Source organism: Massilia sp. CF038, assembly GCF_900129765.1.
In the GTDB taxonomy this organism is placed as follows: domain Bacteria; phylum Pseudomonadota; class Gammaproteobacteria; order Burkholderiales; family Burkholderiaceae_D; genus Telluria_A.
In genome coordinates this window covers 251,331-264,345 of the sequence record NZ_FQWU01000003.1, presented here as the reverse complement: position 1 = coordinate 264,345, position 13,015 = coordinate 251,331, and the positions used below count along the sequence as shown (strand labels likewise).

General features: G+C 60.8%; 10 protein-coding genes. All 10 read right to left on the bottom strand.

From position 1 onward, the window contains the following. Positions 1–206: 206 nt before the first annotated feature. Positions 207–1,685 (bottom strand): glycoside hydrolase family 19 protein, encoded by a 1,479-nt coding sequence (locus tag BUC24_RS20400; RefSeq protein ID WP_083599052.1) that lies wholly within the window; start codon positions 1,683–1,685, stop codon positions 207–209. Between the two features lie 23 nt (positions 1,686–1,708). Beyond that, positions 1,709–4,105: a chitinase C-terminal domain-containing protein gene (locus BUC24_RS20395; RefSeq protein WP_073221059.1), complete on the bottom strand. Its 2,397-nt coding sequence runs from the start codon at positions 4,103–4,105 to the stop codon at positions 1,709–1,711. Positions 4,106–4,126: 21 nt separating this feature from the next. Next, complete coding sequence (locus tag BUC24_RS20390; RefSeq protein ID WP_073221056.1) at positions 4,127–5,155, bottom strand: cupin-like domain-containing protein; 1,029 nt, start codon at positions 5,153–5,155, stop codon at positions 4,127–4,129. 83 nt (positions 5,156–5,238) lie between these two features. Beyond that, complete coding sequence (locus tag BUC24_RS20385; RefSeq protein WP_307188472.1) at positions 5,239–7,212, bottom strand: glycosyl hydrolase family 18 protein; 1,974 nt, start codon at positions 7,210–7,212, stop codon at positions 5,239–5,241. Positions 7,213–7,519: 307 nt separating this feature from the next. Next, a complete protein-coding gene (locus BUC24_RS20380; protein ID WP_073221051.1) occupies positions 7,520–8,101 on the bottom strand; it encodes a hypoxanthine-guanine phosphoribosyltransferase in 582 nt (193 codons plus the stop codon). 91 nt (positions 8,102–8,192) lie between these two features. Then, a complete protein-coding gene (locus BUC24_RS20375; protein ID WP_073221046.1) occupies positions 8,193–9,452 on the bottom strand; it encodes a phenylacetate--CoA ligase family protein in 1,260 nt (419 codons plus the stop codon). Beyond that, positions 9,449–9,814, bottom strand: a complete 366-nt coding sequence (locus BUC24_RS20370; RefSeq protein WP_073221042.1) for an MmcQ/YjbR family DNA-binding protein — start codon at positions 9,812–9,814, stop codon at positions 9,449–9,451. The genes BUC24_RS20375 and BUC24_RS20370 overlap by 4 nt, the downstream gene beginning before the upstream one ends. A gap of 9 nt (positions 9,815–9,823) precedes the next feature. Then, complete coding sequence (locus tag BUC24_RS20365) at positions 9,824–10,633, bottom strand: ABC transporter ATP-binding protein (RefSeq protein WP_073221039.1); 810 nt, start codon at positions 10,631–10,633, stop codon at positions 9,824–9,826. 4 nt (positions 10,634–10,637) lie between these two features. Continuing rightward, positions 10,638–11,939: an ABC transporter substrate-binding protein gene (locus BUC24_RS20360; protein WP_073221036.1), complete on the bottom strand. Its 1,302-nt coding sequence runs from the start codon at positions 11,937–11,939 to the stop codon at positions 10,638–10,640. A gap of 17 nt (positions 11,940–11,956) precedes the next feature. Beyond that, the gene (locus tag BUC24_RS20355; protein WP_073221031.1) at positions 11,957–13,015 is read right to left on the bottom strand and encodes a branched-chain amino acid ABC transporter permease; all 1,059 of its coding nucleotides are present in this window, start codon (positions 13,013–13,015) and stop codon (positions 11,957–11,959) included.

Sequence of the window (13,015 nt, the reverse complement as noted above, 5' to 3'; positions counted from 1 at the left end):
GACCCCGATTAAAAAACTTTTTTGGGTCGATTTGTTGCCGAAAGGCGAGCTTGCAAGCGTATTCGATTGAAAACGCGAAGAAATCAGCTTTCAATCATCTGAAAAAGTGGATGAAACTTTGTGTAGATAGGAATAATCGGGCATTTTCGTTGCATTATTGGGGTCAGACCTCGAATTGCAGTATTGAGGTCTGACCCCGAATTTGCTTACTGGAGTTTGACTTTCCAGTTGTCTTGCACGCACTTGACGTAGTTGTCGGGGATGAGCGCGCTGTACGGGGTCTGGTAGTTCACCAGTTGGCACTGGTACTCGCCGCCGCTGTTCCAGTTCTTTTCCCAGTAGATGCTGTACGCGGCCGAGCTGCTCGGACCGAAGCGCTGCATCGTGGCGCACGACAGTTGTTCGCTGCCGATGTTCCAGCCCAGACCGGCGGAAAACAGCTTGTAGTAGTCGATCCGGTTTTGCGCGGCCAGCCGCTCTGTTCCACCACCACACTCGGCGTTGATGATCATGATGGTGGTGGCGAAGTTGTTCCCCGTGCCCGCGGCTTTGTCGGCCGCATTCGGTACCCAGGTGCCGTCAATCACGTGCAGCATCGATGGCTTCGGCGGCTGCGGGTAGACGAAGAAGAAGGTCGCCGAGGCCAGGTTCAGCCAGGTCGATGCGACTTTGTCCGGATCGCGCAACAACACCGATTGGTCACCCGCGAACATCACTTGCGAGAACGGTCCGTAGTTGTAGTTGTACGAGAGCTGCTTGGCGCCGCGCCCGAAATACTTCTTGAATGAGCCGTCGGCGTTTTTACCGCAGGTCCACACGGCGTTGAAAACCGGGTCCGCGCACTCGGCGTTGTAGCCGCAGCCAGGCCCTGTCTCGTTGCATCCCAGCTCGCGCAAATAGGTCAGGCCCTGGCGCCATTCGGGCACGCTGCCGCTGGCATTGTGGTCCCCGGTCTCCTGCGTGAAGTGGGCAAACATGGTGGCCAGCGAATGCTTGCAGATGGCGTCCGCGTTGCGCCCATCACTGTAGTCGTCACACAAGGCCGGAAATTTGGCGATCGCTTGCAGGAAGCGCTGGTAGGTGTAACTCGCTTCGCGTACCGGGAAGTAGTAGTCCCAGCTCGCCGCAGGCAGCAGACGCTCCACACGCCGAACGTTGATCGGGTTCGCAGCACGACCCGGCGTGACTTGTTCAAGCGACGCGTTGTCAAGCGTACGCAGTGATGCCTTCATCGTGCGGAAGAATGCGTTGTCCGTCAGCTGTACTTCGCGTGCCAATGCTTGCGCTTTTGTGGGGATGCCGCCCGGTGTCGGCGTAGGCGTAGGCGTCGGCGTCGGCGTGGGCGTAGGCGTTGGCGTCGGAGTCGGAGTCGGAGTCGGCGTCGGAGTCGGAGTCGGAGTTGGAGTTGGTGTCGGCGTCTCCGTCGTCAGCTCCCACGGCCCCCATTGTTCGGCGCCCGGCACATTCCCCTGCGTCCACCACTTCGCCTTGTACGTCTTGCTTTGATAGCTCACGCACATGCCCAGGGTGTAGACCGAGGCCGCATTCCACGCTGGACAGGCCGCCGCTGTTGTTGCCAGCAACTTGGTCGCCGTCGGCTGCGGTGCGGAGTCGCTTCCGCCACATCCACTCAGCGCGCCGGCCACCAGCACGGTGGCCAGTACTGATAATTGATTTCGTATCATCTTGTTCTCTCTTGTAGTTGGTATTAACGCAGCCCGACCGGCAGTTCCGGATATTCGTCAGCCAGGGCGTAGCGCACGCCACCGACCGTGATCACGTAGGCGGACGGCCCGGTAATCGGCAGCTTGTAGTTCAGTGTGACCGACACGGACGCACCCGGCGCAAGCGCCTGCCAGCCCGGTATGGTCAATTGGGCGCGGTTGAAATTGGCCTTGAAGCCGCCGATGTTGTTTGGTCCGTTGTATCCGGCACTGATCACCTTCAGTCCGTATCCCGACTGGTCGCTCATGTCCGCCGGCGCCGCCACCGGGTACGAGAATTCGATCACGCTGCCGCCAGGGATGGTCAGTGCAGACTTGTTCGTGATCGTCATGACGGGGTTGATCGGGTAGTTGCTGTCGCCAAGCTTCCATCCGCCCAGTTCAATGCTCACATTGGCGCTGGTTGCCGGCACTGCCGTCTCGGCCCGCTGGTTGCCATACGGGCCAGCCAGTTTGAAGGCATTGAAGATGTTGGTGGTCAGGGTCGAGCCCATGAAGTACTGGCCTTTGCCTGCATTGGCCGCCGGGTTCCACGCGTAGTCGCCAGCCAGTTCCCAGATCATGATGCCGCCAACGTTGTTGTTGACGATGTAGCTGGTCTTGGCGCCGATCGATTGCGCAGTCTCGGTCGACAGGAACACGCGCTTGCTCGCGTTCCACAGCCACGGTGCGGCCATTGTGGCGCTGTAGTTCGGTGCGTAAGTGCCGGTCAGGACCTTGTCAGGCACTTTGTAGGCGTCGAGGTAGTCGGGCAGGATCGCCTTTTCCAGGTTAAGCGCGTGCCACAGCGGATTGCCGCCACCCGGCACGGCCTGACCGTTGCTGTCCAGGTCATGCCACAGATTGTCGATGCCGACCGCGCCTTCGCCGCAGGTCGGTACGCCAGCACAGGTGACACTTGAATTGACCAGGGCGGTGGTGCCCCACAAGCCATTCGTGCCGCCGCTGACGTTCTTCCATCCGCGGGTGTAGTAAGGCACGCCGAGGTTGATGCGCCCGGCCTGCAAGGCGCCGCGATAGTAGCGGTATGCCCAGTCCACGTTCAGGTAGCCGATGTTAGCGAACTGGTAGGCGTTCCCGGCGCGCAGCTCGGCATCGTTACCGTCGTCGAACAGCGCTGCGTTGGGACCGACATACTGGTTCCAGCCGCCGTGCAGGTCGTAGCTCATCAAGCTCGCATAGTCGAGGTATTTGAGGCCGGACAGGTTTTCTTCTCCGCGCAGTATCCATGCCGATGCCGAGCCGGCAATGGTCAGCATGTAGTACTTCTTGTCGGCGACTGCGGCTGCATCGAGCTTGCTGCGCACGCGCTCCAGCAGGACGTTATAGCCTTTCATCAGACCGGCCAGACGCGGTTTGGACAGCGAGAAATCAAGCGGATTGCCGGCCGCGTTGTTGGTCGTCGGGTGCTCGTAATCGATGTCGATGCCATCGAAGAAGCGGTACTGCCGCAGGAAGGCGACCATTGAATCGGCCAGCGTGTCGATCCCCGCGCTGTTAAGCGATCCGTCGATGTTGGTAGTGGCGGTGTAGAAGCCACCACTGCCCGCCCAGCCGCCGACCGACAGCATGATTTTCACGTCAGGGTACTTCTTCTTGTACTGCGCCAGCAGGTTGAAATGGCCCTGGTAGGGCAGGCTCGGATCCATTGCGGCAGCGGGATTGCCAGGCCACGTCAGGCCGGTGTCCGGGTTGCTCGGACCGCTCCCGATCAGTACCTTGGACGTGCTGGTATCGACCGACGCAAACGCGTAGTTAACGTGGGTGATTTTGTCCCATGGGATGTTATTCACCAGGTAGGACGGGGTACCGTCTTTGCCAGTACGCCAGCTTGTGAAGTAGCCGACAATCCGCCGATTCAAGCCGTGCGCCAGAACCTCGCGGCCGTTGGCATCGTACACGCCGCAATACGGCACGTTTGCAACCGTCGAACGCAATCCGTCCGGGCGGCAGGCAACCGTCGGCGTAGGTGTCGGTGTCGGGGTCGGAGTGGGAGTGGGAGTTGGAGTCGGAGTCGGAGTAGGGGTTGGTGTTGGTGTTGGTGTTGGTGTTGGAGTCGGAGTCGGAGTCGGAGTCGGAGTCGGAGTCGGAGTCGGAGTCGGAGTCGGAGTCGGAGTCGGCGTCGGCGTCGTCTGCAGCGCCCACGGTCCCCATTCCTCTGCCCCGGGCACATTATTCTGCGTCCACCATTTGGCGGTGTACGTCTTGTTCTGATAGGTGACGCAATCGTCCTTGGTATAGACGGCGCTGGCCGACCAGGTATTGCAAATGGCCGTCGCGGCCAGCAGTTTGGTGGCCGGCTGCGTGGGCGCTGGGGCCTGACCGCCGCAAGCGGACAAAGCTCCGCCTAGCACGGCGATGATGAGTCGGTGCTTGTACATGTACTACTCCTTGTTAACCCGTCAGAAGTCGTGGTCCGGCGGGTAGTTTGTGTAGAAGTCGTTCTGCCAGTGGAAGTTGGTCGACGCGAGCGTGACCGAGATGTCGAGCGCTTCAACGTAATGCCACCACCCGACCGGCAGGAACAGGATCTCGCCTGGTTCAAGCACGCATTCAAGTACGGGCACGCCATTCATGGCGGGGAAGCGTTGCAGGTCGATGTTGCGCGCATCTACTTCGGTGAAGCAGTGACGGTGGTTGTAGACGTTTGCCAGTTCGCATGGTGCGATCAGGCGTACACGTTTGCGTCCCAGGATCTGGGACATGAAGTTGTTGGTCAGGTCGTGATGGAAGGGCGTGATCGTGCCGGCCGGTCCGAACCAGAAGAAGCCTTTGCGGGCCGGATCGTCGTCCAGATATTCGGGCAGCGTGCCCACGTCATCCCACAGTTCCTTGATCGCCTCGCGGTTGAGCGAGTCGTTATTCGCCGTCATGTAGAAGTCGTTGCTGGTGCCGCTGTTGCGCACCATGTCCACATATTCGCCGAATGGCAGCTTGCGCTTGTGCGCAATGCTGTTGAGTTCATAGTTCGCATCGCCGTTGCGGCCAAACTGGACTTCCACCATGCGGTCGCGGAAACGCTCCGCGCCAAAATAGTCGAGGTTCCATTTGGTCCGTGCCGGATAGTGGTCCAGCATGCCGGTGATGATGACCGGCCGGTTGGTGCGGTAGTACTGCTCCAGGAACTCGTTCCCGGTCAGCTTTTCGCGTCGTTCGATTTCGTTTGCGCCAATGCGGTTCAGCTTTGACTGGATCGACAACACCCAGTCACGTTTATTGATGCGGTTGACCAGCCGCCGCGCACCATGCAGGTATGGGCTGCGGATGGCGGTTTCGATTTCCGCATTCGCTTCCCTGCTGCTGATGCCCGCGTTGACCAGAACCGCTGCAATGGCAGGAGGGGCAACGCCCAGCATCAGGTTCTCTGCAATCCAGCGCCGCCATTCATCGCCGACACGCGCCATCGTTTGCACTTTTGCTTGAGTCTTCACTGCTGTCTCCTGTCCCCGCAATTATTGGTGAAATCGGAAAGGGCGCTGACGGCGGGGGAACCGCCAGCGCCACGCTTCAAGCCTTACCGGCCTTGCCAGACCTCCGTCGTCAGCTCGCCGCTCGCGTCGCCGTCAAGCTCCCACGAGAAGGCGCCACGCAGGCCCTGGTCACGCACGTACTGCATCTTGGTGCGGATCACGGCCGGGTCGTCGTAGCTCCACCATTCGCCGCCCGTGGTGTACAGGAACAGCTGCTTGGTGACCGGATGAATCCAGCGCTGGCCGGCTTTCGCCTTGAGCACCTTGTAGTCGTCGATACCTGCTTCGTATGCGCCGCTTGCGCCGCCGGTCGCTGCCTGGTACAGGCCATTCCCGTTCGGACCTGCCGCAACACCCTTCCATCCGCGGCCGTAGAACGGCACACCCAGGAGGATTTTGTTCTTCGGCATACCGGCTGCTACCAGAGCAGTGATCGCATCATGCGAATTGTACTTTGCGATCACGCCAGTCGATGGATCGGCAGGATCATGATACAGCGGCGCGTGGAAGTTGGTGCTGCTTTCCCAGCCGCCGTGGAAGTCGTACGTCATGACGTTGACCCAGTCCATGTACTGGCCGTACAGGTTAGGCTCGGTCTGGGCGATCTTCTCGGTGCCCGCGCCAATTGCCGCCGTCAGTGCGTAACGCTTGCCATCGATGGCGCCCTGCGCGTCAAGCTGGGTACGGAATTCCTGCATCAGCAGCGTGAAGTTGCGCTTGTCGTTGACCGTGTCGACCGTGTTGTACGGTTGACCGCCACCACCTGGGTATTCCCAGTCGATGTCGATACCGTCAAACACACCCTTGCCCGCACCCGGACCGCCGCGGCCATCCTGTACCGGCAGGTCGCCAGCGATGAACTGCTTGACGCAGGAACGGACCAGCTGCTTGCGCAGGGCGTCGGTCTTGGATGCGGCCGAGAAGTTCTTCGACCAGCTCCAGCCACCGAGCGAAATGAATATGCGCAGCTTCGGATGGGCTGCCTTCAGCAGTTTGAGCTGCAGGAAGTTACCCGACAGTTTGGCGTCCCATGGTACTGCCTTGCCGTCGACCGTACGTGCCGGCGAGCGCTGGTAGTCCGAATAGGCGTCGCCACCGGTACCGGCCTCTGGCGATGTCGGCGAATCGTTGCCGATTTCCGCCTTGGTCACCATGTCGCATTCGTAACCGCCGTTTTTGGCGTAGACGTTACCGAAGGCGTAGTTGATGAAGGTAAGCTGGTCCGCCACACTGGTCTGCACGCCACCCACGTTGGTTTTGGCGGTGTGAATGTCTGCCACCTCGTAAGCGCGGCCATACACGCCCCACTGTGCGAAGTAGGAGCCGATTTCACGGCCACCGATTGGCGTAGGCGTTGGCGTAGGCGTCGGTGTCGGCGTAGGTGTAGGCGTAGGCGTCGGTGTAGGAGTCGGCGTAGGCGTAGGCGTTGGAGTAGGCGTTGGAGTAGGCGTCGGCGTTGGGGTTGGCGTGTTGCAGTTGCCGCCTGCGCCCCACAGCGTTGGCGAATCCTTCGGATTCCAGTTGGTGCCCGCGTAGGCAGTGTGCGTAACCAGTGCCGTGTACGACAGACCCAGGTAGCTCACCACTTTGCCTGCCGTGTAGGTCACGCCTTCAGCCCAGATGGCGCACGAAGGCGGTGGCGTCGGGGTTGGCGTTGGCGGGGTAGGCGTCGGTGTTGGTGTTGGTGTCGGTGTTGGGGTAGGTGTTGGGGTTGGCGTCGGCGTTGGGGTAGCGCCGCACGAGGTCCCGGTGGTCCAAGGTTTGCCACTGCCGGCAGCACCGCTGCTGGTGCCGGGGTTGTCGCCCTGGGTCCAGTAAGCCGCCGTGTAGTTGGTGCCGTTGTAGCTCACCGTCTGTCCGCCCGTGTAGACAGCAGAAGCGCTCCAGGCTGCAAAGCATTGCGTTGTTGCGGCCAGCAGCTTGGTTTGCGGTGCGCTGCCTGTTTCGGTGCCGCCGCCGCAAGCTGCCAGCATCCCTGCGATCAGCGCCAGTAGCACGCCGCTTTTTCTATTCTCCATGTTTCTCTCCTATTATTTTGAACGTTCGCGTAAAGCGGATTGAGAATGCGACCGGCAAAATTGGTAGTCAAGTGGTTTTATGACAGTGGCATGACAAGCATACCAGTTGGGCCTGTGCAAGTAATATTGAGGGACATAGCAAGGGCGTAGACGGCAAATTGGCGGCTTCTGAAAACAGGACCAATTTAATACCCGTTGCGACTGGTATTGATGAAAAAATTAACAGGCGGGTATTGTGGGATGGGTATTCGGCCCAATATCGCTGCGTCTGGCGACGTGGACCGAGACCGAGCGCGGGTGGTAGGGCCTATTTGCCCTTCAGGTCTTCCTGACGGATGGCCCACAGACCGGGCAAGTTGCGCCAGTACCCGTACACGTCCATCCCGAAGCCGACCACAAATTTGTCGGGAATGGTCAAGCCGACGATGTCGGCCTTGAGGGGCTTGGCGCGCTTGATGGCCTTGTCGGCGAAAACTGCGACGATCACCTCGGCGGCGCCCATGTCGAGCAAACGCTGTTTGACGTGAGCGAGCGTTTCGCCTTCGTCCAGAATATCGTCAAGGACGATGATGGTGCGGCCGGCTACGTTGGGGCGCGGGATGACCTTCCACACCACGCGTCCGCCCTGGTCGTCGTCGCCGTAGCGGCTGACGTGAATGTAGTCGAATTCGAGCGGGAAGCGCAGCTGCGGCAGCACCTGGCCCACGAATACCACCGCGCCACCCATCACGCCCAGCACCAGCGGGAAGGTTTCGTCTTCGGGCCGGTCGAAGCGGGCATTGAGCTTGTTGGCTACATCAGTCACCGCGCGCTGCACGGTAGTGGCGTCGAAGATTTCCTCCGCATTGGCCAGAAGGGTACGGGCGCGGTCTACATGGAACTGTTGCATGATTATTCGCTGAAAATGCACACAGCTTGATTATCCTGCATATCGCAGTGCACAAACGGCCAGCAGTTGGTTTTATGCGACAACCTTCTGCCTAGCGATAGTCGCGCGCGTCCTCGATCAGCACACCGTCCGACGGCAGCGCCCCGCGCGCCACAAATTCAACCTCGCCGCGCAGCTTGGTCACCTCGCGAATGGATTCGATAATCAGCGCCTGCTTTTCGGGGGCGGGCGTGCTGCGCACCTCGCAGCGCAGCGTCATGACGTCGTTGGCCATGCGGCCCGACACCACCAGGCGCGCTTTCAAAATCTCGGGGTGGCGGCGTGTGATGTTGTCCACCTGCGTGGGATGCACAAACATGGCGCGCACTTTGGTGGTCTGGTCGGCGCGGCCAAGCCAGCCGCGAATACGCTGATTGGTGCGCCCGCACCTGGACGGCGGCGTATCGACCAGCAGGGCCGACATGTCGCCCGTGGCAAAGCGGATCAGCGGATAGTCCGGATTAAATAAGGTGATGACGATCTCGCCAATGTCGCCTGGCGCGACTGGCTCGCCGCTGCCGGGGCGTACGATCTCGAGGATCACGTCTTCGTCAAGCATCATGCCGGGATTGAGCACGCCGTCGGTGGCGGTTTCGTAGGCGACGCTGCCGATATCGGCCGACGCGTAGGTCTGGAACACATGTGGCACGCCGTGCTCGCGGAACCAGGCACGCAGCGACTCGGGCAGCGCCTCGGCGCCCATCACGGCGCGCTGCAGGCAGCTGATGTCGGCATCCATCTCGCGCGCCTTTTCGATAATGATGCGCAGGAAGGAAGGGGTGCCGACGTAGGTGTCGGGCCGCAGGTCCACAATTGCCTGCACCTGCATTTCGGTTTGTCCGGCGCCGGCGGGAATGACAGCGCAGCCGATCCTGGCCGCGCCGCCTTCCACCATGAAAGCGGCTGGGGTGAAGTGGTACGAGAAGCAGTTTTGCAGCAGCCCACCGGCGCGAATGCCAGCGGCGTACATGGGCCGTGCAAAGCGCCACCAGTCCGGGCCGCGGCCCTCGGGGTCGAAGATCGGGCCGGGCGAGACGAAGACCCGTCCCAGCTGGCCCACCGGTGTGACGGCCAGCCCGCCAAACGGCATGGCGCGCTTTTGCAGTGACTTCAGATCGGCCTTGCGCGTGATCGGCAGCTCGGCCAGGGCGGCGCGGCTGGTCACCTGGGCGGGATCCACACCGTCCAGAATGGCGGCCCAGCCAGGCGCGGACTGGGCGCGGGCCAGTAGTTGCGGCAAACGCGCCATCAGGTCGTGTTCGCGCTCCTGTGGGTCGCGCCGTTCCAGCGCGTCGAGGGTGTCGACCGTCATTGGGCGTCTCCGTGCGCTGCGGTAATCTCGCGCTGCATTTTTTTGCTCAGCTTGGCGAACACCAGCTCGTAGGAACGGCGCAGCAATGCCGCCGCTTCCTTGTCGCTCAAGGCTGACGCCTTTTCGACCCGCACCCACTTGACCCGCGCCAGGTAGGGGGCCGGAATGATGCCGGGCCTGTCGGTCAGCTCAAGAAAGCGGTCGTCATCGACCTTGAAGCTGATACCAGTAGCCGGTACGTCTTGATTGGTGACGGCGAACATCTTGGCGCCTACGGAAAATACGGCGTCGCATCCCCATTTCACGTCCTCTGTACAACCAGGAAAAGTGCGGCACAGCGCCTTTGCGGCTTCAAAGTTCATGGGTGTTCCTCAAGCCAGCCAGCGTTTGCGGCGGCGATAAAATTTCATGTCGCGAAAACTCTTGCGCTCTGCCCCCGACACGCCCAGGTAGAACTCCTTGACGTCCTCGTTGCTGGCCAGGTCGGCAGCCGCGCCTTCCATCACCACGCGGCCGTTTTCCAGAATGTAGCCAAAATCGGCATAGCGCAGGGCCACGGTGGTGTTCTGTTCGGCCAGCAGGAAGGACACGCCTTCCTTCTGGTTCAGATCGCGCACGATGTCAAAAATTTCTTCCACAATTTGAGGCGCAATGCCCATCGACGGCTCGTCCAGCAGAATCATGGATGGCTTGGCCATCAGCGCGCGGCCAATGGCGCACATCTGTTGTTCGCCGCCCGAGGTGTAGCCAGCCTGGCTGGTACGGCGCTCGCGCAGACGCGGAAAATAGTGGTACACCGCTTCCAGCGATGCCTTGATGGCAGCGCGCGAATCGGTGCGCGTGTAAGCGCCTGTCATGAGGTTTTCTTCGATGGTGAGGTGACCAAAGCAGTGCCGTCCTTCCATCACCTGCGACAGGCCGCGCCGCACCAGTTCATTGGGGGTGAGCTGATCGATGCGTTCGCCGTTGAACTGCACCTCGCCCTTGGTGACGTCGCCACGCTCGCCACGCAGCAGCGTGGAGATGGTTTTCAGCGTGGTCGATTTGCCGGCGCCATTCGCTCCCAGCAGGGCGACGATCTTGCCCTTCGGGACCTGTAGCGAGACGCCCTTCAGGACCAGGATCACGTGGTCATAAATGACCTCGATGTTATTAACCGACAGGTACGGTGCAGTCGTCATGGTCTTATTTCATGCAGGCCGGGGTGATTTTCTTTTCCACCGCATAGGCGTTGGACGACTCTTCCAGCAGCTTGCGCGTGAGTGCCTTGTCGCCCACGATCCATTTTGGCGTGATCGCGTTCCACTTCTTGCCATCCCACTGCTGTACCTTGACCGCGCCCGAACCTTCGTGGTCGTCGCAACTGGTTTTCACGGTCGGGAACATGCCCAGAACGCCAATGCTCTTCTGGCGCGCCTCGTTCACATCCAGGTTTTCCAGGCCCCAGCGTACCTGCTCGCCCGTCATGACCTTGCCCTTGCCGAATTTTTCCTGGGCGGTGCGGATCGCCTCCACCCATAGCACGCCCATGGTCATGCCGCGCATGTGATAGACCGAGCCAATACGCGCCTGGTCGGCCAGATTGCCGTTACCGGCTGCGTAGACCTTTTTGCGGATCTCGTCGATCAGCGGGTAATTGCCCGGCGTGTTGAAGGTCATTGCGGTATAGCCTTTGGCCGCGTCGCCCGACGGGATGGTGTCTTCTTCGGAACCGGCCCACCACACGCCCAGCATTTTCTCGCGCGGGAAGCCGTTGCGCTGGGCGGTCTTGAGCGCCACCGAGTTCATCACGCCCCAGCCCCACAGGATCACGTGATCCGGCTTGGCCTGGCGGATCTGGAGCCACTGCGACTGCTGCTCGCTGCCGGGTGGCGCGACCGCGATCTTGATCAGTTCAAATCCGTATTGTTTGGCTTGCGCTTCCAGTACCGGCAAGGGTTCCTTGCCAAAGGCCGAATCGTGATACAGGTGGACGATCTTTTTGCCTTTGAGTTTGTCGTAGCCGCCGCTCTTGTCGGCCAGGTACTTAACCATGGCGGCAGCCTGGTTCCAGTAGCTGGTAATGAGCGGGAATACGTACGGGAAGACCTTGCCGTTGGCGGCGTCCGAGCGGCCATAGCCAAGCGTGGTGAGGGGAATCTTGTCGGTGCCGACGCGGTCCAGAATGCCGTAGGCGATACCCGTTGACAGTGGTTCCACCAGAGTGGCGCCGCCATTTTTGGTCTTCAGGCGCTCGTAGCATTCAATGCCGCGCGACGGGTTGTATTCGGTCTCGCATTCTTCCCACTGGATTTTGACGCCATTGACGCCGCCGTTGGCGTTGACCAGATTGAAATAGTCGATCGCGCCGCCATAAAAGCCCGAACCCCCAGCCGCGTACGGCCCCACGCGGTAGGACGGCAGGGCCACAAACTGATCGGCCGCCTGCACCTGGGTGAATGCGCCTGCCAGCGCCGCGCACAGCATGATTTTCCGGATCTGATGCATGTTCTTGTCTCCTGAGGTTAATGCGGGAACGGCCATAGCCGCAGCTTCTCTTTGCCAACTTGCCACAGGCGTGCCAGCCCGTGTGGCTCGACGATCAGGAAGAAAATGATCAACGCGCCAAATACCATCAATTCGAGATTCGATGCCACGGATGTCGGCAGCGACAGGGCGTGTGCCAGGATGTTCAGCCCCACTGGCAGCAGCACAATGAAGGCCGCACCCAGGAACGAGCCCAGTACCGAACCCACGCCGCCAATGATGATCATGAACAGAATCCGGAACGACAGGTCCAGATTGTAGGCTTCCGGTTCCACCGTGCCCAGATAGGCATAAGCGTACAGCGCGCCCGCCACGCCGCAGTAGAACGAGCTGACGGCAAACGCCAGCAGCTTGGTGCGCATGGGCCGAAAACCAATCACCTCGGCTGCCACATCCATGTCGCGCACGGCCATCCAGGAGCGGCCCACGTTGGAGCGGATCATGTTCTTGGCCATCAGGGCCATGACCGCCACAATCGCCAGCACCAGCATGTATTTGCTGACCGGGGTGTCGAACAGGTAGCCGAGAATGACGATTTTCTGCGCCGTGATCACGCCCGAACTGCTGTAATTGGTCAGGTAGGGAATCTTGGTCAGGCACCAGACCACGAAGAACTGGGTAGCCAGCGTGGACGCGGCCAGGTAAAAGCCGCGAATGCGCAGCGACGGCAACCCGAACGCAATGCCGACCATGGCCGCGCACAGACCGCCCAGCACAAATGCCAGCAGCATGGGCAGACCCGGGATGCGCGCCACAAAATTGAACGAGGCAAAGGCGCCCACGGCCATGAATGCGGCCGTCCCCAGCGACAGCTGGCCGCAATAACCGGTGAGGATGTTCAACCCCAGCGCGGCCAGCGCGAAAATCAGGAAGGGAATCAGAATCGCCGACAGCAGGTAGGGTGAGGCAAACAGGGGTACCGCCGCCAGCGCGACCAGCAGCAAAATGCCGAGGGCGATGCGGTCCTGGCGGATCGGGAAGATCTGGCCGTCCGAGGCATAGCTGGTCTTGAATTGTCCGGCTTCGCGGTAAAACAT

What these genes read in the sequence shown, in the direction of transcription:
- BUC24_RS20395 (WP_073221059.1), bottom strand. Translation starts at nt 4,105, where the DNA reads ATGTACAAGCACCGACTCATCATCGCCGTGCTAGGCGGAGCTTTGTCC.
- BUC24_RS20375 (WP_073221046.1), bottom strand. Translation starts at nt 9,452, where the DNA reads ATGACGGTCGACACCCTCGACGCGCTGGAACGGCGCGACCCACAGGAG.
- BUC24_RS20355 (WP_073221031.1), bottom strand. Translation starts at nt 13,015, where the DNA reads ATGTTTTACCGCGAAGCCGGACAATTCAAGACCAGCTATGCCTCGGAC.
- BUC24_RS20400 (WP_083599052.1), bottom strand. Translation starts at nt 1,685, where the DNA reads ATGATACGAAATCAATTATCAGTACTGGCCACCGTGCTGGTGGCCGGC.
- BUC24_RS20360 (WP_073221036.1), bottom strand. Translation starts at nt 11,939, where the DNA reads ATGCATCAGATCCGGAAAATCATGCTGTGCGCGGCGCTGGCAGGCGCA.
- BUC24_RS20385 (WP_307188472.1), bottom strand. Translation starts at nt 7,212, where the DNA reads ATGGAGAATAGAAAAAGCGGCGTGCTACTGGCGCTGATCGCAGGGATG.
- BUC24_RS20380 (WP_073221051.1), bottom strand. Translation starts at nt 8,101, where the DNA reads ATGCAACAGTTCCATGTAGACCGCGCCCGTACCCTTCTGGCCAATGCG.
- BUC24_RS20370 (WP_073221042.1), bottom strand. Translation starts at nt 9,814, where the DNA reads ATGAACTTTGAAGCCGCAAAGGCGCTGTGCCGCACTTTTCCTGGTTGT.
- BUC24_RS20365 (WP_073221039.1), bottom strand. Translation starts at nt 10,633, where the DNA reads ATGACGACTGCACCGTACCTGTCGGTTAATAACATCGAGGTCATTTAT.